The organism is Bradyrhizobium commune (genome assembly GCF_015624505.1).
In the GTDB taxonomy this organism is placed as follows: domain Bacteria; phylum Pseudomonadota; class Alphaproteobacteria; order Rhizobiales; family Xanthobacteraceae; genus Bradyrhizobium; species Bradyrhizobium commune.
The window spans coordinates 457,791-482,237 of the sequence record NZ_CP061379.1; the positions used below are offsets into that span (position 1 = coordinate 457,791).

Here is a 24,447-nt window from a genome sequence, read left to right on the forward strand (position 1 = left end):
GTGGAGGCCTTACACGCGCCGCAGGTCGATGCGCCACCGGACACGCGGCGCATCGACGTGCGTGGTCTGTGCAAGACCTTCCAGTTGGCGGGTGCGGCCATCGAGGCGGTGCGCGACGTCTCCTTCAATGTCAGGCGCGGCGAATTCGTCGCCTTGCTGGGGCCATCCGGTTCGGGCAAGAGCACCGTCCTCAACATGATCGCGACACTGGTCAAGCCGACCGGCGGTCAGATCCTGATCGACGGGACGCCTGTCGTCCCCGGACAGGCGACGCCGAATGTCGGCTATGTCTTTCAGCGCGATACCCTGTTTCCCTGGCGCACCGTTGCCGACAACATCGGCTACGGCCTGGAGCTGGCGGGTGTCCCGGTGGCGGAGCGAAAGGAGCGCGTCCGCGCTTGCCTGATGCAGGCCGGGCTGGAGGGATTTGGCAATGCCTATCCTTCCGCATTGTCAGGCGGTATGCGCCAGCGCGCCGCCCTGATGCGAACGCTGGTCGTCGAACCGCAGGTTCTGCTGATGGACGAGCCGTTCGGCGCGCTCGACACCCACACCAAGATCGACATGCACGACGTGCTGCTGCGCATCTGGGAGCGCGAGCAGCAGACCGTGCTGTTCGTGACCCACGATCTCGGCGAGGCCCTGACGCTGGCGGACCGCATCATTCTGTTCTCCGCGCGGCCCGGCCGGATCAAGGAAACTTTCGAGGTGGATTTTGCCCGCCCCCGTAACGCCGTAAAGATCCGTGAGACGCCGCGTTATGCCGAGCTGTTCCAGTTGATCTGGCATTCGCTCGGCGAGGAATTCATCAAGGGCCGGAAACCATGAGGCGGTCGCGCCACCGCGGCAGAACGTTCGCCTGGCAGGCGCTGATCTGCGTCTGCTTCCTGTCGATCTGGCAGTGGGGATACGATCTGCACGGTCGCCTTCCCTGGCTCGTGCCTGATCTGCTCGACCCTTATTTCGTGTCCAAGCCGTCCGAAATCTTCGAGCATTTCCTGATCCTGAGCTGTCTCAAGTCAAAGCTCGGCGTCTTCAACGGCTGGTTCAACGGCGAATTCAGCCGCTGCATGGCGCGATCCGAGAACAATCTCTGGATCGCGACCGCGGTCACCCTGAAGAACACGTTCTTCGGTTTTGCGACCGGCGTTATCAGCGGCTTTGCTGCGGGCCTCGTGTTGGGCCGTTCGGATCGGCTGAGCGCGATATTCCAGCCGTTCATCACGGCGGTGAATTCGATCCCCCGCATCGCGCTGGCGCCGATCATCGTGCTGGCCTTCGGCATCGGCGATACCTCGAAGATCGTCACGTCGTGGATCGTGGTCGTCTTCCTCGTGTTCTTCAACACGTTCGAAGGGGCACGCTCGATCGACGAGGGCTTTGTCAATGCGGCGCGGCTGCTCGGGGCCAGCGAGTGGCAGATCACCCGCACTGTGGTCATTCCCTCGACCATGGCGTGGGTGTTCGCCTCGCTGACACCTGCGATTTCGTTCGCTCTCATCGGGGTGATCGTCGGCGAGTTCATCGGTTCTGAACGGGGAATCGGGCGGCTGATCATCGAGTCCGAGGCGCGCGCGGAGGCATCGGGAATGATGGTCGCCGTCATCGTGCTGATGCTTGTCGGCGTTGCGCTATCCGCGCTGATCTGGCGATTGCAGGCCTACCTGCTGCGCTGGCAGCAGCACAATCTGGCGGAGTAACCGAACGCTGTCCCTGCTGATCGAGCCGCAGGCGATGCGTGGTGCGGATGGTCCTCGCCCATGTGCCTTGTGGCGGCGTCACCGCTGCTGCGGCAAATTGAGTTCGTTCTCGTTCGCCGGATGGCCGCCGCCATATGCGGTCTCGCCGCCGGATCGCGACATCATCCCGATTGCGACGATCGCGGCCGCAAAGCCCGAGGCCGCACCGACGCCGAGTGACCAGCGCGGGCCAAGATGGTCGGCGACCCAGCCGACGATCGGGGCGCCGAGCGGCGTGCCGCCCAGCGCGACGCCGAGCCGGAGTGCCATCACGCGTCCGCGCATCGCGGGCTCGGTCGAGAGCTGCATCAGCGCGTTCGAGGTGTTCATGATCGTCAGCGCCGCGACGCCCATCACGACCAGTGCCGCAGCGAACAGCCAGTAATCGGGCGCCAGCGCGGCCAGCGTGCAGCCGAGGCCGAAGATCGTGGCGCCCCACAGCAGCGACTTGAAGCGTGGCTGCTCGCGGCTTGCCGCGAGCAGCGCGCCCGACATCGTTCCGATCGCCATCATCGAGGACAACAGGCCAAAGCCGCGCGCGTCGGTATGGAAGACGCCGACGGCCATGGTCGAGATGAAGATCGGGGAATTGAGCCCGAAAGTCCCGATCAGGAATAGCATGATCAAGGTCGCCCTGAGATCGGGGCGGGACCAGACATAGTGAAACCCCTGGAGCACGCTGCCCTTGGTGCGGTGGGCGCGCGCATTGGGCCGAAGCTCCGATGAGCGCAGCAAGGACAGCGACGCCAGCACCGCCATGAACGACGCGCCGTTGAACAGGAACGCCCAACCGGTCCCGACCGAGGCGATGACGAGGCCGGCGACCGCAGGCCCGATCATGCGTGCGGCGTTGAACGAGGTGGAGTTCAGCGCGATCGCGTTCGACAGGTCGGCATCGCCGACCAGCTCGGCCACGAAGGTCTGGCGCACCGGGGCATCGAGCGCAGCGCTACAGCCGAACAGGAAGGCGAACACATAGACGTGCCAGAGCTGCACCACGCCGGTGACCGTGAGAAGTCCGAGGATGAGAGCGAGCGCGCCCATCGTCGCCTGCGTCGCCATCAGCAGCTTGCGCTGGTTGAAATGGTCGGCGGCGAAGCCGGACCAGGGCATCAGCAGGAGCTGTGGTCCGAACTGAAACGCCATCACGATGCCGACGGCAGACGCGCTGTGCTGCGTGAGCTCTGTCAGAACCAGCCAATCCTGCGCGGCGCGCTGCATCCACGTGCCGATATTGGAGACCAGCGCGCCGGCCGCCCACACCCGGTAGTTGACGCTCCGTAACGATCGAAACACGCGCCTCATGTTGGCCGGGGGTCATTGCCGCCGTGAAACCGCCCAAAGTGCCGCGCCAGGAACAGGCCGACCAGGAGGCCGCCGAGGCCGGCTGCTGCCACGTCGCTCGTGTTCCTCACGCCGAAATCGCCGACGCGGCAGACCAGAAGATATCCGACCAGGAGGTTGAAGAAGCCCCAGAGGATGTTGACGGTCGACGTCGACAGGCCCTCGCCGCGCGGCTTGGCGAACGGGGATTGGAACGGCTCTCCCATCATGCCCGCGACGACATGGGGAATGGCGTTGGTGAGGAATGCGCCGCCGAAGAAATAGGCGACGAGGTCAAGCCAGTTCATGGGCATGGATTCCTTTCAAGAAGATCGATGACGGCTTGCGTCGAGCCGGTTTCGCCGAGCCGCGGAAACACCTGGGCGATGCTGTAGTCATGTGCGCTTTCTCGCGCATCCGTCATCGCATCGACGGCGAGCGTGACGTTGAAGCCCGCCTCATAGGCCTGACGCGCAGTCGATTCGACGCCGGTGCCGGTCGCGACGCCGGCGATCACCACTTGCGTGACGCCGCGCGCCCTGAGCTGGTTCTCGAGATCGGTGCTCGCGAATGCGCCCCATGTCCGCTTCGTGACCACGATGTCGCCCGGCTGTGGCGCGAGCTGCGGGAGAAAGTCGGTCCAGCCTTCGGGAAGCTGAGCGGCGTGGCGCGGCCGCTCGGTCCGCCCCGGCGCAACGCCATCGACATTGACCAGCACGATCGGCAGTTCGCGCCGCCGAAACGCAGTGACGAGGTCGCAGGCGCGCGTCACGACACCATCGATTGGATCGATGAACGTCGCGCCGACGATCCCGCGCTGGAGATCGACGACGATGAGAGCCGTGATCGGATCGAGCGTCGTGACGGCCATGATCGTCCTTCCGTATGTTTCCTGCGACCGGCGCGGCGAGGCCGGCATCAATCTTCGACCAGCCGCTTCAACAAGCCGACAGCCGCGGCAAGCTCTTGCTGCTCTGGTGCGGACAGTCGCGCCGCGATGGTGCGCGACAGCCAGTCCTGCCGCGCGGCCCTGCCGGTGCGCAGCCGCTCGCGGCAGGCATTGGTGAGCGACATGATGGTTTGCCGTCCGTCGTTGGGATCGGGCGTGCCGTGGACCATGCCGGCAGCCTCCAGCGCTGCGATCGCCGTGCTCATCGATTGCGGACGCATCCCTTCCGATCGCGCCAGGCCGGACACGGTCGCAGGACCATCCTTTTCGAGGCGAAGCAGAACGGCGACCTGCGACGGCGGAAGGTCATCCCGCTGGCCCTGCTCGCGAAGCCGGCGCTTCAGCGTTCCAATCAGCAAACGAAGGTCTTCCGCGAGCGCGGATGTGCGCGCCGAGCCGGCCGTACCTGATGAGTTGCTCATGCCAGGGCGAATAGCATATATGAAGGTAATCTGTAAAGTTTAGCTTTGCAGTTTGACTGCGGAACTGGCGGCGATCGCGCTTCCATGCCAGGATGGATATTTGACTTAGCTAGGACAATTAGCTAATAGTAATCCTATGGAAACCGTCACAATTCACATTGCAAAGACGACCCTGTCGCAACTTCTGGCGCGCGTCGAAGCTGGTGAGGAAATTGTGCTCGCTCGGGGGAAGCGACCGATCGCCAAATTGGTGCCTTTCCAGCGGCCAGCGGCGAAGCGCAAGTTCGGCGCACTAAGTGGCGTCGTCAGCGTCGGGCCTGAATTCTTCGAACCCCTGTCCGAGCAGGAATTGGCGGCTTGGGAGTAGCGGCATGCAATTGCTGCTGGATACCCACACATTTCTCTGGTGGCTTTCCGGCGACGACTCGCTATCGGCTGCGGCACAATCGGCAATAGCGGACGAGAGCAACGGCATTTTCGTTAGCGCTGCCTCGGCCTGGGAAATATCGACGAAGCACCGGATCGGCAAACTGCCCGGGGTCGCCACCATTGTTGTGGATCTCGAAGGCGCGATCGCCGATCAGGGCTTCGCCGCCTTGCCGATAAGCCTTCGGCATGGGCAAGCGGCGGGCACCTTGCCCGGCCCTCACCGCGATCCATTCGACCGGATGCTGATAGCTCAGGCGATGCTGGAAGAACTTGTGCTGGTCTCCAACGAGCAAGCTTTCGACGCCTATGGCGTCGCGAGATTGTGGTGAGATACGCCGTTTGGATTGGGAGCCGCCATTGCGACCCGTCGCCGTCCGGCGTGCCTTGCTTTCGGCATTTTGCTCGACGTATCAGATATTTCGCCCGGTGCAGCGCACGCCGCTCCGGCAATCGCCGGCTACTGTGCATGGGGTTGTTTTCGACATTTTTGGTGTCGGGCGATTTCCTGGATCGATCGCCCGCTACTCAATCCAGACGGTCATGCCTGGATCGAGCGTCTTTTGCTGTCCTTCCTGATCAAGCCGCAGCCGAAGCGTGTTGCGGTCGTGGTCGCCGACGACGCGTTCGGCCTGCCATGTCGCAAACACGCCGATCGGCCGCAGCTCGGTGACGACGGATTTGACCGCGGCGGGATCGCCGTTGCGCAGCACATTCACCGCCTTTCCCATCGCGAGCGCGCCGAGACGGTCTTCGCGGACGTTGAACGAGAGCCATTGCCGGCCGGCGGCCTCGACCATCAGGATCGGCTGGCCGGCGCGGACGTTCTCGCCGATCTCGGCGGCGATCACGCTGACCACGCCATCGGCCGGCGCGCGCAGCACCATCTTGTCCAGGCGCCGCTCCAGCACCGTGACCGCGGTGGCTGCGGCCTGCACCTCGGCGTCGGCGATGGCGCGCTCCTCGCGGGTCGGGCCTGCGACGGCGGCATCGTAATTGGCCTGCGCCTCCGCCACATCGGCTTGCGCGGCGGCGACGTCGTTCTCGGCCTGGTCGAGCGCCTGCTGCGATTCGAAGCTCTGGCGCGCCAGCGTGCTGGTCCGGGTGAGTTGCGCCTGCACATAGTCGAGCCGCGCGCCAGCCTTGGCGATCGCAGCCTTGAGAACGTCGACCTGCTCGCGGCGCACGCCGGCATAGACGTTGTTGCGGCTTGCGACGGCCGAGGCGAGTGCTGCCCGCGCCTGGTCCGCCTGCGCGGTCAATTCCACCGCCGACAGCCGCGCCAGCACGTCGCCCGCCTTGACGGCGGCGCCTTTCTTGACGGCGATCGACATCAGCTGGCCGTTCACCTCCGGCTCGACCCGGACTTCGGTCGCGCGCACGACGCCGACGATCGCCGGCGGCGATGCGGGACCACGCGTCGCGTAGAACACGGCGCCCGCGGCGAGCACCAGCGCAATTCCGATCATGGCGGCGCGCCTAGCCTGCATGTGCCTGTCCTCTTCTGGTCGCAAATGCCGAGATCACCGCGAGCGCGAAATAGACGATCGCCAGGCACCACAGGTCGAGCCAGTCATGCGCGACCTCCCAGATGCCGGCGCCGAGCTGGTTGATGCGAACGAGCCCGTCGATGGCATGGTCGGCGGGAAATATCATGCCCAGCGCGCGGGCGGTCTCGGGGATCGCCTCGCGCGGCCAGGCGAAGCCCGCGGTGAAGAATTGCGGCAGGCTGGTCGCCAGCAGAAGAAGCGTCGCGTTCTCCGGCCGTGTGAACCAGGCCCCGACGGCCTGCCCCATGAAGCTCGTCGCCAGCAGGAAGATGGTGGCGAGCGCGAAAATCTCCGGCAGATGGCCGAGCGTCGAGAACCCGTAGATGCGCGGCAGCACGATGACATAGAGCGCGAGCGCGGGGAGGTAGATGGTCAGATGCGCGACGCCGCGCCCCAGCACGCCGGCAAAGGCGCCGCCGGACCTTGCCAGCGCCGAACCGGTCAGCATTGCAGCACCGATCAGCAGCGTCTGCTGCAGGATCAGAATGAACGCGGCCGGCACGATGTAGCTCGCATAGCCGCCGACTGGATTGAAGATCGGCTGCAACAGGACGTTGGCTGGGCTCGCGCTCGCGAGCTTCGCCTTGACGAGGCTGCCGTCCGAACGTGCGCCGCGCGCAACGAGGTCGGACGTCAAGGCGCCGATCGCGGTGGCGACGCCGCTTGCAGTCGATCTGAACATGAAGAGGTAGGTGGCATCCGCGTAGATCGGCAGATGCGCGGTGATGCCCTTCAGCACGTCGCGCTCGGTATCCCCTGGGATTTCGACGGCCGCAAAGGCCTTGCCCTGATCGATCGCGGCGCGCGCTTCCGCAACGGTGCGGGCGCGAACCACGACACTCAGCGCGCCGCTCGCATCCAGGTTCTCGACGATCCGCCGGCTGAGCTCGCTGAGATCATTGTCGACGACCGCGATCGGAAGCTTGCGCAGGATCTGGTTCAGATAGGGTTGCGGATAATAGATGCCGTAGACCAGCGGCGCCAGGAACAGCACGCTGAAGGCGCTCCTCATGCCGAGCACGCGCCGCCATTCCGCGGTGAAGGCGCCGCCGATGCCGCGCGGCGCGGGACCGGTCTCGACCGGCTCGGCAGGCCGCGCCGCCGTAAACCATCCGCTGCGGTTGAGGCTCGCCATGCGCCACCAGGCAAGGCCCGCGAACAGCAGCGCGAGGCCGGCGAGTGCGGCGAAGGGAATTGCGGATGCGGAGACGGGCAATCCTCGCGCTGCCTGTCCCAGCAGCACGGCCATGTACCACCGCAGCGGCAGGATGGCACTCCAGGTTTGCGCGAACGCGTTCATGCCGATCGTGGGAAAGCCGACGCCGGCATAGCCGAACGCCGGGGAGGCAATGAGGCCCGCAAGTCCGAGCCCCGACGCGAGGTCGCGCGCGAGCAGTTGCAGCAGCGCGCCAAGCGAGAGATACGCAACGATCAGCAGCGAGCCGGCCGCGACGAGCAGCGGCAGGTCGCCCCTGAAGGGAATTTCCAGCACGCCCTCCAGCACGAGCGGCTCGGCCAGCATGATCACGACGAAGATGCAGAACAGCGGCGCCAGCTTGCCGGCGAGCGCGACGAGTGGATCGCCGCCCGCGCTCTCCAGCCAGGCTCGCGCATCGCGGCGGCGGAATTCAGAGCCAACCGAATAGCCCGCGGCCAGCGTGATGACGACATGGATGATCGTTGGCAGCAGCGCGCGCAGAAGGAACTGCGCATAGTTCTTCTGCGGATTGACAAGCGCAATGGTCTCCGCCTTCAGCGTTCCCGTGGACGCCGGTCCGGGTGCGGCGCGCGTGGCGGGGGCCGCGACATTGGCCGCAGCCGACAGCGCATCGCTCAGTCCTGACGAGGCTATGCCGGCCGCGGTGAGAAACTGCTGGTTATAGAATCCGACGATCTGCGGCCGCCGCGCGGCCTTCAGGTCGCGGTCGAAGTCCGGCGGAATGAAGATCGCCGAGATCGCCCTGCCGGACCGTATGTCCTGGACGGCCGATGACAGATTGCCGGAACGATCGACGATGTGCAGGCTTGGCGAGGCCGCGACATATTCGGCGACGGCGCGCGAAGCGTCCGATTTGTCTTCGTCGACGACGGTTACGCCGAGGCCGCGGATGACTGGATGGCTGAACACGGTCGTGAGCACCGTGAATGCGAATAGTGGCACGCCGAAGATCAAGAGCAGCGCGACGCGATCGCGAAACAGCCAGCGGCACTCGCGCAGCGCAACCAGGAAGAATCCGGGCTTTGCGGCGAGCTTCATTGACGCGACCGCCAGTCGAGATAGGCGCTCATGCCCGGCCGCAGCTCGGGTATGGGCTGGACCGGATAGGCGCGGATCGAGAACGTCCGCAGGTCGAAATCGCCCGACGCGCGCGTTGCCCGCCAGCTTGCATATTCGCCCTTGGTGGCGATCAGCTTGACCTCGACGGTGACGCTGCGGTCGTCGAGCGCGGGAATGCGAACGTCGAACTTGTCGCCGACCTTCAGGTTCTTGATCAGATCTTCGCGAAGATCGAAATGGACCCAGACATCGGCGAGATCGATCAAGGTGACGAGCGGCACGCCCGGCGAGACGTATTCGCCGGGCTCTACGTTGCGCTGATAGACCTGCGAGGCGACCGGCGCATAGACCACGAGCTGGTCGATGATGGACTGAACGCTCTGGATATCGGCTCCGGCTTTCTCGACATTGGCCTTGGCGATCGCGCGCTCTTCCTTGGTGTAGCCATTGACCGCCTGCTCATAGGCGGACTTGGCCTGATCGACCGCGCGTTCGGTCTCATGTAGCGTATCCGTCACCTGGTCGAGGCGGGCCTGCGGCGCGTTGCCCTGCTCGGTCAGGGTGCGGGTGCGGTCAAAGGTCTTCTGCGCCAGCACCAGGGCGGCTTGCGCCCGGTCCATCTCCGCCTTGCGCGCCGCGACGACCTCCACCCGCGTTCCGACGAGGACGTTGGCAAGCTGTGCATCCGCGACAGCCTTGGCCGCTTTCGCCTGGTCATGTTTCGCCAGCGTCTCCGGATTGTCGATCCGGACCAGGACGGCGTTCGCAGCGACGTTCTGGCCGCGTTCGGCGGGAATCTCCTTGACCCGCCCATCGACACGCGCGGCGATGTCGAGCCGCGTCGCGTCGACCTCGCCCTGCACGAGCAGTGGCTCCGGCCGCAACAGATAGAAGATCGAGAGCGCAGCGACGGCAATCGCGACCAAGCCGACGATGATCGAAGGGATGCGTGTTGCCGAATGTGTAGCTTCGGGGGGTTTGCCTGCCGCCTCGGGTGTGCCCTGAGTCTCGTTACCAGAGGTCGGCACGTCCATGGCAAGCTCCCGTCCGCTCATCACCAGAACCGCGACTATGTCGCGGTTGTCAAACCCTGTCCAATCGCGATGATGCTTTGCGCCAATTAAAGCGGTTGAATTGACAAAGTCTTGATGACGTGACCTGCGGATTGCGCCGGCATGAATATTTTGATTTTTTTGCCAGAGTTGCCGCCCGAGCGGGACCTCACTGGCCAGCTGCCTTCAGCACTCGCCGCAGTACGTCCCACATCTGCGGATCGTTCATATGCGTCACGTTGAAGCGCATGAAACGCGATGCGGTCTGCGACACGCTGAACACGTTGCCCGGAGCGAGCAGGACGTCCTCTTCGAGCGCCGCGCGCGCGACGGCTGTGGAATCCTGTCCACCGGCGAGGCGGCACCAGAGGAAGAAGCCGCCGCGCGGCATCAGCCAAGGCTCGATGCCCAGCGCCTGGAGCTTGCGCGCGACGTCGCGACGCGCGCGCGTCAGCTTCTGCCTGAGCTCGTCCATGTGCTTGCGATAGCTGCCGCCGGCCAAAACCCTGGCGATGATCTCGGTCGCGACAGGGCTCGGACCGCCAAAGCTGGTCGCGACCTGGAGGTCGACGAGATGCTCGATCCAGTCGGCGCGCGCAGCGATGTAGCCGCAGCGCACCGAGGCTGACAGCGTCTTGGAGAAGCTGCCGATGTGGATCACGCGATTGAGCCCGTCCAGCGCGGCAAGGCGCGGCGAGCGCTCCGGCTCGAAGTCGCCAAAAATGTCGTCCTCGATGATGGTGAGGTCGTGCGCGGCCGCCGTGGTCAGGAGCCGGTGCGCTATCTGAAGCGAGAGCGTCGCGCCGGTCGGATTGTGCAGCGCTGAATTGGTGATGTAGAGCCGCGGTCGCTCGCCGGCAAGGATTGTTTCGAAGCGGGCGACGTCCGGCCCCGATGGCGTGTAGGGCACGCCGATGATCTTCACCTGATGCGCGCGCAGCAGCGCGCGGAAATTGAAGTAGCAGGGATCGTCGACCAGCACCGCGTCGCCGGGGCGGAGCAGGAAGCGGCAGACCAGGTCGGTCGCCTGCGTGCCCGAGCCGGTCAGCATGAGCTGGTCGATCGAGGCCTCGATGGCGTCCTCGGCAAGGCGCGCGAGCAGCAGCCGGCGCAGTGCGAGGGAGCCGGACGTCGAGCCGTAATTGGTCAGCACGCTGTCGTCGGCACGTGCGAGCGCGCGAATGGCGCGCCGCATCGCGGCCTCCGGCATCCACTCCGGCGGCAACCAGCCGCAACCGGGCTTCGGCACCGCCGCGTCCGCATCGAGCGATTGCCGCGAGACCCAGAACGGATCGACCGCGCGGTCGCGGCGTGGTTCGACTTCAGTCAACGCAAACGGAGGCGTGACCGTCGGCGCGACATAGAAGCCCGAGCCGCGACGGGCACGGATCAGGCCCTCGGCGGCGAGGCGATCATAGGCTTCCACCACCGTGGATGGCGAAACGCCGATCGTGGCCGCAAGGCTGCGAATCGACGGCAGACGGTCGCCGGCGCCCAGCGCGCGGCCGGCAACCTTGGCGCGGATCGCGCTCATCACGTCAATGGTCCGCGTTCCGCCGCGACCCTTCGATTGCGCTTCAATGTCCAAGGTGTATTGCCTTCTACATCCATACAGTTTTGCCAGATTGTACTGGATTGTGACTGTTCTCGCCAGTCGCGAAGGCCGAAGATCGCCGCTCAAAAAAGTGGGATGGACATGCAATCGGCGGGCAATGGCTGGGGCAACGGGCTTCTCGGTGTCATCATCTTCAGCGGCTCGTTGCCGGCGACACGCGTGGCGGTCGATGGCTTTTCCGCGCTGTTCCTGACGTCGGCGCGCGCGGTCGTCGCGGCGCTGATCGGTGTGGCCGTGCTCGGCTTGCTCCGTCAGGCGCGGCCGGAGCGAAAGGATCTCGTCTCGCTCGCCATCGTCTCGGTCGGGGTCGTGGTCGGCTTTCCCCTGCTCACTGCGCTCGCGCTCCAGCACATCACCTCGGCGCATTCGATCGTCTTCATCGGCCTGCTGCCGCTCTCGACCGCGATCTTCGCCGTGCTCCGCGGCGGCGAGCGGCCGCAGCCGCTGTTCTGGTTGTTCGCTGTCCTCGGCAGCGCCACCGTTGCAGGCTTTGCGCTATCCAACGACGGCTCGGCGTCGCTCACCGGCGATCTTCTGATGGTCGCCGCGATCGTGCTGTGCGGGCTCGGCTATGCCGAGGGCGCCGCGCTGTCGCGCCGGCTCGGCGGCTGGCAGGTGATCTCCTGGGCGCTGCTGCTGGCGCTGCCGTTGATGGCGCCGGTCGTGGCCTGGACCTGGCCGTCGACATGGAGCGGCGTCAGCGCGCCGGCCTGGATCGGGCTCGCCTATGTCTCTATCTTCAGCATGTTCGTCGGCTTCATCTTCTGGTATCGCGGCCTCGCAATCGGCGGCATCGCCCGCATCGGCCAATTGCAGCAGCTCCAGCCGTTCTTCGGCCTCGCGCTCGCCGGCTTCCTGCTGCACGAGCCGGTCGCATGGAGCATGATCGCGGCGACCGCACTCGTGGTCGCCTGCGTTTTTTTCGCGCGCCGGTTCGCGTGAAGCCTCACTCCCGCCCCATCACCGTCCGCGTCTGCGCGCTCTTGGCAAATTTCTTCAGCGGCATCGGCTTGCCGAACAGATAGCCCTGCACCAGGTCGAAGCCGAGCTCGCTGACGGCAACCAGGTCGGCGCGGCTCTCGATGCCTTCGGCCACGGTGCGCGCGCCATAGCCTTGCGCCAGTTCGACGATGTGGCGGCACACCGTCCGCTTCAGGCGGTCATTGCCGCAGCCGGTGACGAATTGCCGGCCGGCCTTCAGCTTGATGAAGGGAATGTTGTCCAGGCCCATCAGCTCCGGCCAGTTGGCGCCGAGATTGTCGATCGACAGGCCGATATTGTGGAAGCGCATCTCGCGCGCGATCTCGGTGAGGAAGTCGAGGTCGTGGATCGCCTCTTCGCTGGCAATCTCGATCGTCAGCCCGCCGAAGGCCGGATGCGTCGGCACGCGGCGGCAGAGATCGCGCACGGCCTGCGGTTCCCGGAGATAGAGCGCGGGAAGGTTGATCGACAGATCGACCGCGCTTTGCCGCTCCAGCAGATAGTGCCAGTCCTGCACGGCGCGCTCGATCACGAACTCGGACAGATCGCGGAAATGCGGATCCTGTGCGTCCGGAATGAAATAAGCCGGTGGCACCACGCCCCAGGTCGGGTGCCGCATCCGCACCAGTGCCTCGGCGCCGCAGCGGACCAGCGAGCGCGCGTCGATCTTCGGCTGATACCAGAGCTCGAGCCAGCCCGCATGCAGGGCTTCGCCGACATGCACCGCCGGGCTCGGCACCGGCTCGTCCGGCAGCAGCATCGCGACGCGCTCGCGCAGCGTCTCGGCGGCAAAGGGCGTAGTCAGCGGCGGCAGCATCGCCAGCCCGTATTCCTCGCCGACCTGCTGCACCGCCTTGACGATGATCGACTCGCGGGCGCCGACGGCGAGCACCTTGCCGTCAAAGGCCTCGCGCACCAGAATCTCCAAAAAATGCCCGGGCTCGATGCCGTCGGCGGCGATGCCGAGCAGGATCAGGTCCGGCAGTTCGCTGGCGAGCATGGCTTGCAGCTCGTCCGCGCCGGCGCATTCAGAGGTGACGAAGCCGAGATCCTCGAGCACCTCGCTCATGAACGCGCGCAGATGGCGCTTGCCGTCGGCCACGCAGGCGCGCGGCATCATCTTCCGCCGACCGAAGGTTCTTGGCCTTCGTCCGGCGAGCTCACCAATCCCATCGTCCATCACAAGCCACTCCCGTTCCGTGACGGTGTGTTAGCGAGGCGAGGGGATTCAAATATGGAGAGCTTCAGCGCGAATGTTGAATTGTCCGGGTAACGTTAAAGCCGCCATCACGTGTAAAATTGTCCGGATTGTCTTCGCGAAGTTTTTACGTCTGCCCGCCTCTCGCGCGGAGAAGCGCGGCAATGGCACGAGATCTCTGCAAGGTGCCTCGTTCACATGCACGTCGATGCTGTCCTGCAATTGGACGAAGCCGCGCGCGCTTCGCCCAATTCAATAATTCAGGCCTCATTTGCTCGTGGCTTTCTCGTGCTCGGCCATGCCGACCGCCTTGTAGTCATAGGTCGGATAGAACTCGGTGCGATACGGTCCCCATGCCGTGTCTTCGATGATGCGGTTGACCTCGCGCAGCCGCGATGCCGGCAGGCGCAGCGTGATCACCTGGCCGATGCCCATCACCACATACCAGCTCACGACCTCCACGCCCGCCGGCGGGAACGCCTTGCGGAAGCTCTGCCTGTCGAGCTGCGCATTCAGCTCGCCGAGCGGGCGCGACTGATCATGCTTGAAGAAGACGGTGAGCAGCATGGCATTGTCCGCGGTCGGAGCGGCACTCCCTGGCAGCGGCGCGGTCTGCGCCATCGTCGTCGAGGTGAGCGCGCCCGCGCCCACCAGCCAAGCAACCATCGTCAATGTCGGCCGGATCGATTTCATCGCCTATGTCCTTCCATCGCAGCATGCGATGGACCTGAGCATAGGAGCGCGGCCGCCGGTCCACGAACTCATTTTCGCGCGATGCGCGCATGTTCGTCCTTCGCGCGTGACAGTTATGCGACAACTCGCCCGGATCATGAGCGGGCGATTGTGAAGCAGCTCACATGCGCATTGCCGCCGCTGCGCTATTGGTTCGCGCAGCCGGTGGTGGGCTGTCGGGAATTGCAGCTATGACGACGCGGCGAATGATCTATTGGTGGTTCAGATTTGTACTGTCAGGGCGATTTCTCGATCGCTTCCTGAGCCTGCCGCGCGAGCCGCAATAGCGGTGAGGGAATTAGGTCGCCCCGATCAATTTGCGAAACGCCGCCGCGCTGTCCTGCACCACGTCGCGGCCCTTCCAGGCCAGATAGCTCAGCTTGCCGCCCAGCGTGTCGTGACTGCGCAGCCGGCGCGAGCCGAGAATATGACCGACATTGGAGGGGAAGCGGCTGACCTCGGCCGACACCAACGCCGCGATCGCGTCCATCAATTGCTGAAGCCGGACGCCCCATTCGCATTGCTCGATGCCGTCGATGCGGACCTTGAGCGCATATTCGGTGTCGTAGATCTCGGTGAGCAGGTCGCGCGCGACCAGCACGCGGTTGTGGCGGAGCGCAACCCTGAGCGCGAGGCGCTTGTCGTCGAGCCGGTCGAGCACCATGGGAACGACGCAGGCATAGGGGGCGGTGGCGACATCGGCCGCGCTCTTGCTCGCGGCCGCCTTGGTGGCGAGGCGCACCAATTGCCAGGACGTCTTCAGGCGCCTGGCCACCAGCGCCAGCGCAAAGGGCAACGCATCCGGGTGAGATTTCTTGAAGGCGTCGAGCTGCGCGGTGGTCTGGCCGACCTGGCCGTCGTCGAATTTCGCGATTTTCTCGGGCAGTTTCGCGTTGAACTTCGACAGCGCGTCGCCGGCGCGCAGCACATGCAGCATCTTCTTCACGTCGTCGAAGGCGGTGCGCGAGGCGGTGTATTGCGCGAGCTTGCCGCGCGCGAACTCGGTGCTCTCCCCTGACGCGAGCGTGTTCTCGAGCACCTTGACGACCTTGACCTGAAAGGTCGATGCGGTCTTCAGCACTTCCTTCGGATTGTTGGCTGCGACCTGGTCGTTGATCGCCTTGATGTAGTCGCGCGCCATGGTCGGCAGCAGGTCGCGGCAGATCCACTCCCAGATCGGGGTGAGCGTGTTGCGCGAGATCCGGCCCGCATTGGCGTGCTCGGGCGCGCCGTCGATCAGGAGCAGCTCGAGCGGTGCGAAGAAATAGCGCGAAGGGCTGGTGGCGCGCGCCTGGGTCGATCCGTCCTTGCGGAATTCAGCGCGCAGCTTGGCCTGAATGCTGGCCGTGCCCGGCATGTCGATGCCGCACAATTCCAGCCGCTCGAGCTCGCTCAGCAGGCAGCTGCGCGACAGCGGCGTCAGCTTCTGCAAGAACTCGGTTAGCTGATCGATCTCGTCCATGGCACGCAATCTTCCGCAACGATTCCAGCAGGCCTACCGGCCCAATGCATGGAGGCATTTGCGCGCTCTCAATTGTGACCTAGAGAAGCAAGTCGCCGTTAATTTATCCGTAAAATGCGGGGGCGGCGGACCCGGATGCGGCGACGATCGTTAAACGGGCTTTTGCCCGACTGCCTGCGAATTGGGCGGATTTATCAACCCTTGCGCGGTCAGGGATGCCTCCACGCAAGCATAAATTGTGCCGATGTCGAGATTTTATCACAGAACTGACAAAATTACCGTAGTCATACGGAGCAAAAAGTTAACCACAGATCGCCCCTGGTTCCGCTAAACGAGTCACATGGGGTCACAGAACGATACGGCCACTGATTCGCGGCCGTCGGAATGGTACGAAGCCGGCGCTTCTCCGCATGAAGAGCTCGATTTCGTCCGGCTCAATGCCGCCCGCGCCAAGGCCGCCGACGAGATGGCCGCCGCTATCGCCCGCGAGCTCAACGGCCCCCTGACCGCGCTGCTGCTCTACATGGGCGAGATCAAGCATCACAGCGACCAACTCGCGCCGGGCTCGAGCGACCGGGCTTATTTGCAGCGGGTGGTGGAGAATGCGCTGGCGCAGACCGAGCGTGTCTGCGGCCTGGTCAAGCAGCTCGCCGGTCCTCACAACGGCGGTCTGCCTGCGCCGCCGACGGCCGAGGATGCCGAGTTGAAGTCGGGCCGCGCACTTCAGACGCCGCGCGCGGTGAGCCCGGAATTGTCGAGCCTGTCGGGCCAGAAGCGGTTGACCAAGCGCGAGCGCGAGGTGTTGCGGCTGATCAGCGAGGGCTATTCGAACAAGCAGGGCGCGTTGCGGATGCAGATCAGCCCGCGCACTTTCGAGAGCCATCGTGCCGAGGCGATGCGGAAGCTCGGTGCGCGTAACACCGCTGACCTGGTTCGCGCGGCGCTGCTGCATTTGATCGATTGAGGCTGACGTCTGGCGGCGGCGCGGTCGCGCCCAGAGCGTTTTCGCGAAGTGGATTCCGGTTCGCGTAAGGAAAACGGGTCAGACGAACCCCGTTCCGATGGAATCGGAACGGACTAGGCTCTAGAAATAGTCCTCAGCGAAAGGGCGCACGCGCGAGGTCGGCCGCAGCATCTTCGGCTCTTCCTTCGGCACGTTCGGGATGATCGTGATAATCCAGCGCGGCGGGATGGTCGATTCCTGCTCCAGCACCGAGCGTACGAAACCCGTCACCGTCGACTCGCCCGCCTTCACCGTAGCCATCCGGCCGTTGAACTGTGCGATGCGGAAGCGACGAACCTCTTTCTGGTCCGCAGTCTCATAGGTGAACATGGAAACCCTCCTGGTTTCCGGCGACTATCGCCACCTATGATTAGTCTTATGTGAAAATCGTAAACCGTATAAGTACGGCGGAGTGGAAGTGGGATATGGTCAGCGCTGCGGGTCCTGCGCGCGCGCGGCAGTGAAAGCCGCATCCATCCGCGCCAGCAGATCGCAATATTCGGGCTCGCCAAGCGCGTTCACCGTTCTCTCCAACTGCTGCGCCAGCGACGCGAGCCGCAGATAGCCGAACGTCCTGGCAGCGCTCTTGAGCGAATGCGCTTCGCGCCCGATCCTGGCACGGTGCTCGCCGAGCGCGAGCGCGCCGAACAGCTCGAGCCGCGCGCAGGTTTCGCTCCAGAACACGGCGCGGACCTCGCCGGCGCCGTCCTCGCCGATCTCGCGCACGAGCACGTCGAACGCGCCAGGCTCGCGCAGCTGTTCAGGCTCGCGCAGCGGTTCAGGCTCGCGCGTCGGGTCGGTCTCGAGCGCGTTCGGCGCGGTCGCGAAAGTGGCTTCAAACATCGCTCTGTCCCGGTCCCCATTGTGCGTATCGCGCGTCGTGCCGCGCGAGGCATCGGATATCTAACCCATTCCGATTGCGGTTCCGGTAGCGAGACAAGCGGCCTTTGCAGGCGGCCGTAAGCGATTGGTTTACCATGTGCCGCTCCGCGCAAGCGCGTTGGCCCGTCGTCAGGACCCGAGCAGCCTGTCGTATTGGCCCTTGACCGTGGCGTAGCATTCGCACGCGGTCTGGCGCAGTCCGTCCAGGTTGAGGATCTGGATGTGCCCACGGCTGTAATGGATGAAATTGGCCTGCTGCAACGTATTGGCGACCAGGGAGACGCTGTTGCGCCGTGCCCCGATCATCTGCGCCATGGCCTCCTGGGTCAGCAGCAGCCGGTAGTCGCCCGACAGATCATGGGTGTGCAACAGGCAACGCGACAGTCGCGATTCCACCGGATGGGCCGCGTTGCAGCCAGCGGTCTGCTGCACCTGCGCGTAGACCGCCAGTCCGTGGCGCGTCAGCAGCGTCCGCAGCGTCGTGCTCTGATCGGCGGCCATGCGCAGCCGATCGAGGTCCATCACCGAGGCGACGCCGGGGACCAGCACCACCGCCGTGTTCAGAGCGCACGCATCGCCCATGGTCGAGAGCGTTCCAAGCAGGCTGTCGCGGCCGATCATGGCGACTTGTACATGCTCGCCCTTGGCGAGCTTCACGACCAGCGAGATCACGCCGCGGTGAGGGAAATAGGCGCGCTTCAGCGTCTCACCGGTCTCCACCAGCACCGCGTCATGCGGCAGATCGACCGTACGCAGATATGCACGGATCAGTTCATAGTCGTCGGCCGACAGTGCCGACAGGAAACCGTTGGATGGGCGCACCATCGTTTCCAAGACTGCCTCCCGTCTCCTCGACCGGGGAACCGCTTACGGCGAGTTCGCTCCAGCACGGGAAAATTCTCTCATGTTCACGTCGGGATATATTGGCAATTGGTACATTGTTCACTGCCGGAGGTTCGGCGATCAGTTGATACCGGCTTGTGTGCGCGTCGGCATGCAGCCGCTGGCTTCGGCGCTGGCGTCATCACCAGGCCTCGAACAGACGCTCGTGGTGGGCCTTTACGGCGGCGTAACAGTCGCAGGACGTTATCTCCAGGGCGCGCAAATTGGTGATGTCGATCTGGCCGCGGCCGTAGCAAATGATGCCGGCGCGTTGCAACGCATGCGCGACGAGCGAAATGGCGTTGCGCCGCACGCCCATCATCTGGGCCAGAACCTCTTGGGTGAGCGGAAGGAGGTCGCTGTCGGAGAGGTCCCGGGCACGCAAGAGCCAGCGCGCCAGTCGTGCTTCGACCGGGTGCAGGGTATTGCAGAGCAGCGATTGCTGCGCATGTGCGAGCAGGGCTTGCTCATGTCGGATCATCAAGGTGCGGAACGTCGCGCTCGCGGCAGCGATGGCCCGGAAAGCCGCAATTTCAAGGGCAGAAGCCCTTCCCGGGAACAGCACGACGGCGTCCGCCGGCGCGATTCCGTCGGCGAGCGCAGCGCCGCCGCCGACGACACTGTCGCGGCCCAGCATCGCGACCTCGATCGTCTGCCCTTCGGAGAGGCCCACAATGATCGACACGGTTCCACCATGTGGAAAGTAGACATGTCGCTGCGCCAGGCCTGCCTCACCCAAGACAGTCCCTCTGACCATTTCAATCGTGACGAGGTGGGAGCGCAGCAGATCGAGATCGCTCGCGTCGAGCATTTGCAGCAACTGATTGGATGGAGGGGCGCTCGCGGTCATGCAGGATCGATCCAGCGCGTTCGTCGGCATGGTGCCCTCGTTATCCAGTTGCGCGGTAATCCAAAACTACCTCAGTAGTTGTGTTGCTGTCCATATACCCGTTGGGGGGCAGACAGCTTGTCGCATTTGCGGCGGAAATAAGAAACTGCGCGCACTGATTCGCGCACACCGCGGGCGAGCCGGGCTCGATCGTTGATCGGGAAAAAGAGGCAAGGGGGCCTTGATGAGCTGGAAGCGCGCAGTCGACGGCAGCGATTGGCCCCGCAGCTCCATCGGACGCCGGCCGATCAGAGCCGCCTTGCTCGTCCACCAATTGATTTCAGCCGTCAGCGATTGCTTTGAGCCATTGCGCCGAGTGGCCGTGGATTTTGCATCTATCCGGTCCGTCGTCGGCTTCAGGACGACCGCGCGCGCGGCCGTCACCATTTCGATCCAAGCCAGAGGAGAAAGGCGTGCCCCACGGTTCAATTATTGAATCGCCGAAGCGGGAAACTCAAACGGGGACAGAAAGTCTGCGCCATATTCTCGTTGTCGACGACGACCCGATGGTGTGCCTGGCCATCGAGCTCTGTCTCCAGCGGAGCAATTTTAGGGTGACGATCGCCGAAGGAGGAGAAGCAGGACTTCGCGCGCTCGAACACGAACAGATCGATCTGATGATCATCGACATCTTCATGCCGCATATGCGCGGCTTCGAATCGATCCGGATCTTCCATGAGTGCGCGCCCGCCATTCCGTTGATCGCGATGTCCGGCTACGCCTTCGCAAATCTGAACTCGCCCGCGCCCGATTTCCTGCGGATGGCGCTGGAGCTCGGCGCGGCGCGCTGTCTGCGCAAGCCGTTCACGCCGGACGCGTTGCTCGCCGCGATCAGGGATTGTCTTGCGGAGCACCGTGCGGCCGCTGTGCACTTGGGTTAGCGCGGCGTCCATCGCAGCGGCCCTGAAGTAAGCGTCCGTTTACCGCAAGTGCGGCTCCTGCGGATTTCAGCCGCAGACCACCGAGCGGTCTCCCGCCCGATTCCGATTGCGAGTGATTTGATTCAATTCGCGCGGCCCGTGCATATCATCCCTCGCGGGCTGGATTTTTTTGCGGGTGTCGCGACGCCATTATCGGCGCGTTTACCTGTTGCATCCGCCACATCAGCCATGGCGCAGCCTTTGCCGAAAAACGTCGGCGCATGCAGTCGAAACGCAAACTTCTCTTCAATATCCGTATTAGCACGGAGGCTGAAATTAACGGGACTGTGAAATGGGTTGTCTAACGATCTAGGAGCGGGCTTCCGTCGATTTCATCGAAGTCCAGATCAGTAAGGCGTTCTCCATGGATGATCTGTTGCGGGAGTTTTTGACGGAGACCAGCGAGAGCCTGGACACCGTCGACAATCAGCTGGTGAAGTTCGAGCAGGAGCCGAACAACGCCAAGATCCTGGATAACATCTTCCGCCTGGTCCACACCATCAAGGGTACGTGCGGCTTCCTCGGGTTGCCGCGGCTTGAAGCGCTGGCGCATGCCGGCGAGACGCTGATGGGCAAATTCCGCGACGGCATGCCGGTGACCGGACAGGCCGTGACGGTGATCCTGTCCTCGATCGACCGCATCAAGGAGATTTTGGCGGGGCTGGAGGCGACCGAGGCCGAGCCCGAGGGCACCGACCGCGATCTCATCGACAAATTAGAGGCAATGGTCGAGCAGGGCATGGCCGCAATGGCGGCAGGCGCTGCTCCTGTTGCCGCTCCCGTCGTTGAGGCGCCGCCGCTGGTGCCGGAAGCGCCAGTCGCCGCAGCGCCCGCTCCCGCCAAAGACATGACCACGGGCTCGCTGATCGACCAGACCCTGGAGCGCCCCTTGCGTCCGGGCGAAGTCTCGCTCGACGAGCTCGAGCGCGCCTTCCGCGAGACCGCGATCGAAGCCCCCGCACCGGCTCCTGTTGCCAAGGCCGAGGTCAAGGCCGAGGTCAAGGCCGAGCCCGCGCCGGCTGCTGAAGCCCCGGCCCCTGCTGCCAAGGAAAAGGCGCCCAAGGAGAAGCCCGCGCCGAAGAAGTCGATGGCCGACGAGAGCGTCGTTGAAGGCGACCGCATCGCCAACCAGTCGATCCGCGTCAACGTGGATACGCTGGAGCACCTGATGACCATGGTCTCCGAGCTGGTCTTGACCCGCAACCAGCTGCTGGAGATCTCCCGCCGCAACGAGGACACCGAGTTCAAGGTGCCGTTGCAGCGCCTCTCCAACGTCACCGCCGAGCTGCAGGAAGGCGTCATGAAGACGCGCATGCAGCCGATCGGCAACGCCTGGCAGAAGCTGCCCCGCATCGTCCGGGATCTGTCGAGCGAACTCGGCAAGCAGATCGAGCTGGAGATGCACGGCGCCGACACCGAGCTCGACCGCCAGGTGCTCGATCTGATCAAGGACCCGCTCACCCACATGGTGCGCAACTCCGCCGATCATGGCCTGGAGACCCCCGCCGAGCGTCTCGCCGGCGGCAAGGGCGAGCAGGGCACCATTCGCCTGTCCGCCTATCACGAAGGCGGCCACATCATCATCTGCATCGCCGACAACGGAAGAGGCCTCAACACCGAGAAGATCAAGGCCAAGGCAGTCTCCTCAGGTCTCGTCAGCGAGGCCGAGCTCGAGAAGATGTCGGAAGCGCAGATCCACAAGTTCATCTTCGCGCCCGGCTTCTCGACCGCGGCCGCCATCACCTCGGTCTCCGGCCGCGGCGTCGGCATGGACGTGGTGCGCACCAATATCGACCAGATCGGCGGCACCATCGACATCAAGTCGGTGGCCGGTGAAGGTTCTTCCGTCACCATCAAGATCCCGCTGACCTTGGCAATCGTCTCCGCGCTGATCGTGGAAGCCGCCGGCGACCGCTTTGCCATCCCGCAGCTCTCGGTGGTCGAGCTGGTGCGGGCCCGTGCCAACTCGGAGCACCGCATCGAGCGCATCAAGGACACGGCTGTCCTGCGGTTGCGCAACAAGCTCTTGCCGCTGATCCACCTCAAGAAGCTCCTGAAGATCGACGACGGCGCGGCCTCCGATCCCGAGAACGGCTTCATCGTGGTGACGCAAGTCGGCAGCCAGACCTTTGGCATCGTCGTCGATGGCGTGTTCCACACCGAAGAAATCGTGGTCAAGCCGATGTCGACCAAGCTGCGTCACATCGACATGTTCTCCGGCAACACCATTCTGGGCGATGGCGCGGTCATCATGATCATCGACCCCAACGGCATTGCCAAGGCGCTCGGCGCCGCCGGCTCTTCCGCCCATGACATGGCCGACGAGAACGGCGCGCACCACATCGGCTCGGGCGAGCAGACCACCTCGCTCCTGGTGTTCCGCGCCGGCTCGTCCCAGCCCAAGGCGGTCCCGCTCGGGCTCGTCACCCGCCTGGAAGAGCTCCCGGCCGACAAGATCGAGTTCAGTAACGGCCGCTACATGGTGCAGTACCGCGAGCAGCTGATGCCGCTGGTGGCCATGGAAGGCGTCACCATCGCAAGCCAGGGGGCGCAACCGATCCTGGTGTTCGCCGATGACGGCCGCTCCATGGGCCTCGTCGTCGACGAGATCATCGACATCGTCGAGGAACGGCTCAACATCGAGGTCGGCGGCTCCAGCCAGGGCATTCTGGGCTCGGCCGTGATCAAGGGCCAGGCCACCGAGGTGATCGACGTCGGTCACTTCCTGCCGATGGCGTTCGCCGACTGGTTCACCCGCAAGGAGATGAAGCCGTCGATGCACTCGCAGTCGGTGCTCTTGGTCGACGACAGCGCGTTCTTCCGCAACATGCTGGCCCCGGTGCTCAAGGCCGCCGGCTACCGGGTCCGCACCGCGCCGACCGCGCAGGAAGGCCTGGCTGCCTTGCGTGCCCAGACCTTCGACGTGGTCCTGACCGACATCGAGATGCCCGACATGAACGGGTTCGAGTTCGCGGAAGTTATCCGCTCCGACAGCAATCTCGGCGCGATGCCGATCATCGGCCTCTCCGCGCTGGTGTCGCCGGCGGCGATCGAGCGCGGCCGGCAGGCCGGCTTCCACGATTATGTCGCCAAGTTCGACCGGCCCGGCCTGATCGCGGCGCTGAAGGAGCAGACCGCGGGCGCGGCCGGCGCCTCCGAGCTGAGCCGGGCGGCGGCGTAAACGGCGGGATCAGGAGACACGAGATGAGCAAGAAGACGCAAATTGGCGAAGGCGCCATGGTCGAATACGTCACCGCGATGATCGGCGGTCAGCTGTTCGGCCTGCCGATCTCCCGCGTCCAGGACGTGTTCATGCCGGAGCGCGTCACCCGCGTTCCCCTGTCCTCGCGCGAGATCGCCGGCGTGTTGAACCTGCGCGGCCGCATCGTCACCGTGGTCGACATGCGCGCCCGCCTCGGCCTGCCCAAGCCCGAGGATGGCAAGACGGCGATGGCGGTCGGCGTCGACCTGCGCGGTGAATCCTATGGCCTCCTGATCGACCAGATCGGCGAGGTGCTCCGGCTTGCCGAGGACGGCAAGGAAGAAAACCCCGTCAACCTCGATCCCCGCATGGCCAAGCTTGCCGGCGGCGTCCACCGCCTCGACGGACAGCTCATGGTCGTCCTCGACGTCGATCGCGTCCTCGAACTCGAAACCAAAGTGCAAATGGCTGCGTAAGCCCAAAAACATCGAAGCCGGAGAACCAAAATGAAGACATGTTTGGTGGTCGATGATTCCAGCGTTGTTCGCAAGATCGCACGCCGGATCCTGGAAGGCCTGGAATTCGAAGTGACCGAGGCCGAGGACGGCTCGAAGGCGCTCGAGATCTGCCAGCGGCAGCTGCCCGATGCGGTGCTGCTCGACTGGAACATGCCGGTGATGGACGGCTTCGAGTTCATGGGCCACATGCGTCGCCTGCCCGGCGGCGACCAGCCCAAGGTGGTGTTCTGCACCACCGAGAACAACGTGGCTCATATCGCTCAGGCGCTCAGCGGCGGCGCCAACGAGTACATCATGAAGCCCTTCGACAAAGACATCATCGCCGACAAGTTCGCTGAAGTTGGCTTGATCCCGGTCGGACAAGCCATGGTCTGAGTGTGGCTGGCCCAGGTCTCATTCCGAGCGCTTTGGCCAGAGTGTTCCC

25 protein-coding genes are annotated in these 24,447 nt (G+C 64.6%); 10 read left to right on the forward strand and 15 right to left on the reverse strand.

All coding sequences use genetic code 11. From position 1 onward, the window contains the following. Together IC761_RS02180 and IC761_RS02185 are read left to right on the forward strand one after the other, a co-directional pair. Positions 1-828 (forward strand): ABC transporter ATP-binding protein, encoded by an 828-nt coding sequence (locus IC761_RS02180; RefSeq protein ID WP_438265075.1) that lies wholly within the window; start codon positions 1-3, stop codon positions 826-828. After that, the gene (locus IC761_RS02185) at positions 825-1,700 is read left to right on the forward strand and encodes an ABC transporter permease (RefSeq protein ID WP_195801681.1); all 876 of its coding nucleotides are present in this window, start codon (positions 825-827) and stop codon (positions 1,698-1,700) included. The genes IC761_RS02180 and IC761_RS02185 overlap by 4 nt, the downstream gene beginning before the upstream one ends. Before the next feature lie 78 nt (positions 1,701-1,778). On the opposite strand, the gene IC761_RS02190 is transcribed toward IC761_RS02185, so the two are convergent. The 4 genes from IC761_RS02190 to IC761_RS02205 are packed head-to-tail and all read right to left on the reverse strand — an operon-like array spanning position 1,779 to position 4,433. Then, complete coding sequence (locus tag IC761_RS02190; RefSeq protein ID WP_195801682.1) at positions 1,779-3,044, reverse strand: MFS transporter; 1,266 nt, start codon at positions 3,042-3,044, stop codon at positions 1,779-1,781. After that, on the reverse strand, positions 3,041-3,370 hold the full coding sequence (locus IC761_RS02195; protein ID WP_195801683.1) for a hypothetical protein: 330 nt from the start codon (positions 3,368-3,370) through the stop codon (positions 3,041-3,043). Before IC761_RS02195 ends, IC761_RS02190 begins: the two co-directional genes overlap by 4 nt. Next, a complete protein-coding gene (locus tag IC761_RS02200) occupies positions 3,367-3,933 on the reverse strand; it encodes an isochorismatase family protein (protein WP_195801684.1) in 567 nt (188 codons plus the stop codon). The genes IC761_RS02195 and IC761_RS02200 overlap by 4 nt, the downstream gene beginning before the upstream one ends. 47 nt (positions 3,934-3,980) lie before the next feature. Beyond that, positions 3,981-4,433, reverse strand: a complete 453-nt coding sequence (locus IC761_RS02205) for a MarR family winged helix-turn-helix transcriptional regulator (RefSeq protein ID WP_195801685.1) — start codon at positions 4,431-4,433, stop codon at positions 3,981-3,983. 136 nt (positions 4,434-4,569) lie between these two features. Here IC761_RS02205 and IC761_RS02210 point away from each other — a divergent pair, with 136 nt between their 5' ends. Both IC761_RS02210 and IC761_RS02215 read left to right on the forward strand, forming a co-directional pair. Next, on the forward strand, positions 4,570-4,800 hold the full coding sequence (locus IC761_RS02210; RefSeq protein ID WP_195801686.1) for a type II toxin-antitoxin system Phd/YefM family antitoxin: 231 nt from the start codon (positions 4,570-4,572) through the stop codon (positions 4,798-4,800). Positions 4,801-4,804: 4 nt separating this feature from the next. Further along, positions 4,805-5,191 carry a type II toxin-antitoxin system VapC family toxin gene (locus IC761_RS02215; protein WP_195801687.1) on the forward strand — a complete coding sequence of 129 codons (387 nt, stop codon included), beginning with the start codon at positions 4,805-4,807 and terminating at the stop codon, positions 5,189-5,191. A 192-nt stretch (positions 5,192-5,383) separates the two neighbouring features. Here IC761_RS02215 and IC761_RS02220 read toward each other — a convergent pair whose 3' ends face one another. The 4 genes from IC761_RS02220 to IC761_RS02235 all read right to left on the reverse strand — a co-directional run bounded on the left by IC761_RS02220 (position 5,384) and on the right by IC761_RS02235 (position 11,273). Beyond that, positions 5,384-6,349, reverse strand: a complete 966-nt coding sequence (locus IC761_RS02220; RefSeq protein WP_195801688.1) for an HlyD family secretion protein — start codon at positions 6,347-6,349, stop codon at positions 5,384-5,386. Next, positions 6,339-8,666 (reverse strand): ABC transporter permease, encoded by a 2,328-nt coding sequence (locus IC761_RS02225; protein WP_195801689.1) that lies wholly within the window; start codon positions 8,664-8,666, stop codon positions 6,339-6,341. Before IC761_RS02225 ends, IC761_RS02220 begins: the two co-directional genes overlap by 11 nt. Continuing rightward, a complete protein-coding gene (locus IC761_RS02230; protein ID WP_195801690.1) occupies positions 8,663-9,721 on the reverse strand; it encodes an HlyD family secretion protein in 1,059 nt (352 codons plus the stop codon). Before IC761_RS02230 ends, IC761_RS02225 begins: the two co-directional genes overlap by 4 nt. A 187-nt stretch (positions 9,722-9,908) precedes the next feature. Then, entirely contained in the window at positions 9,909-11,273 is a 1,365-nt protein-coding gene (locus IC761_RS02235) for an aminotransferase-like domain-containing protein (protein WP_438265157.1), read from the reverse strand. A gap of 162 nt (positions 11,274-11,435) precedes the next feature. Between IC761_RS02235 and IC761_RS02240 the strand changes: the two genes are divergently transcribed. After that, positions 11,436-12,296: a DMT family transporter gene (locus tag IC761_RS02240; protein WP_195804521.1), complete on the forward strand. Its 861-nt coding sequence runs from the start codon at positions 11,436-11,438 to the stop codon at positions 12,294-12,296. Positions 12,297-12,300: 4 nt separating this feature from the next. On the opposite strand, the gene IC761_RS02245 is transcribed toward IC761_RS02240, so the two are convergent. The 3 genes from IC761_RS02245 to IC761_RS02255 form a co-directional block, all read right to left on the reverse strand. Further along, positions 12,301-13,515 (reverse strand): EAL domain-containing response regulator, encoded by a 1,215-nt coding sequence (locus IC761_RS02245; RefSeq protein WP_195801692.1) that lies wholly within the window; start codon positions 13,513-13,515, stop codon positions 12,301-12,303. Between the two features lie 285 nt (positions 13,516-13,800). Beyond that, on the reverse strand, positions 13,801-14,226 hold the full coding sequence (locus IC761_RS02250) for a hypothetical protein (RefSeq protein WP_195801693.1): 426 nt from the start codon (positions 14,224-14,226) through the stop codon (positions 13,801-13,803). A gap of 337 nt (positions 14,227-14,563) precedes the next feature. Next, complete coding sequence (locus IC761_RS02255) at positions 14,564-15,727, reverse strand: hypothetical protein (RefSeq protein WP_195801694.1); 1,164 nt, start codon at positions 15,725-15,727, stop codon at positions 14,564-14,566. Between the two features lie 340 nt (positions 15,728-16,067). On the opposite strand from IC761_RS02255, the gene IC761_RS02260 reads away from it, so the two are divergent. Next, on the forward strand, positions 16,068-16,691 hold the full coding sequence (locus IC761_RS02260) for a helix-turn-helix domain-containing protein (protein ID WP_195801695.1): 624 nt from the start codon (positions 16,068-16,070) through the stop codon (positions 16,689-16,691). Positions 16,692-16,811: 120 nt separating this feature from the next. Here IC761_RS02260 and IC761_RS02265 read toward each other — a convergent pair whose 3' ends face one another. The 4 genes from IC761_RS02265 to IC761_RS02280 form a co-directional block, all read right to left on the reverse strand. Beyond that, complete coding sequence (locus IC761_RS02265; protein WP_195801696.1) at positions 16,812-17,060, reverse strand: hypothetical protein; 249 nt, start codon at positions 17,058-17,060, stop codon at positions 16,812-16,814. Positions 17,061-17,159: 99 nt separating this feature from the next. Next, on the reverse strand, positions 17,160-17,573 hold the full coding sequence (locus IC761_RS02270; RefSeq protein ID WP_195801697.1) for an Hpt domain-containing protein: 414 nt from the start codon (positions 17,571-17,573) through the stop codon (positions 17,160-17,162). Positions 17,574-17,741: 168 nt separating this feature from the next. Further along, positions 17,742-18,437: a Crp/Fnr family transcriptional regulator gene (locus IC761_RS02275; protein WP_195804522.1), complete on the reverse strand. Its 696-nt coding sequence runs from the start codon at positions 18,435-18,437 to the stop codon at positions 17,742-17,744. A gap of 199 nt (positions 18,438-18,636) precedes the next feature. After that, positions 18,637-19,344, reverse strand: a complete 708-nt coding sequence (locus tag IC761_RS02280) for a Crp/Fnr family transcriptional regulator (RefSeq protein ID WP_195804523.1) — start codon at positions 19,342-19,344, stop codon at positions 18,637-18,639. A gap of 512 nt (positions 19,345-19,856) precedes the next feature. On the opposite strand from IC761_RS02280, the gene IC761_RS02285 reads away from it, so the two are divergent. From IC761_RS02285 to IC761_RS02300, 4 genes are all read left to right on the forward strand, one after another. Then, entirely contained in the window at positions 19,857-20,264 is a 408-nt protein-coding gene (locus IC761_RS02285) for a response regulator (RefSeq protein ID WP_195804524.1), read from the forward strand. Positions 20,265-20,667: 403 nt separating this feature from the next. Continuing rightward, positions 20,668-23,484 carry a hybrid sensor histidine kinase/response regulator gene (locus IC761_RS02290; RefSeq protein WP_195800063.1) on the forward strand — a complete coding sequence of 939 codons (2,817 nt, stop codon included), beginning with the start codon at positions 20,668-20,670 and terminating at the stop codon, positions 23,482-23,484. Between the two features lie 23 nt (positions 23,485-23,507). Further along, positions 23,508-23,981 (forward strand): chemotaxis protein CheW, encoded by a 474-nt coding sequence (locus IC761_RS02295; protein ID WP_195801698.1) that lies wholly within the window; start codon positions 23,508-23,510, stop codon positions 23,979-23,981. A 30-nt stretch (positions 23,982-24,011) separates the two neighbouring features. Further along, positions 24,012-24,398, forward strand: coding sequence for a response regulator (locus IC761_RS02300; protein WP_018321619.1), 387 nt, complete (start codon positions 24,012-24,014; stop codon positions 24,396-24,398). The last annotated feature ends 49 nt before the right edge of the window (positions 24,399-24,447 follow it).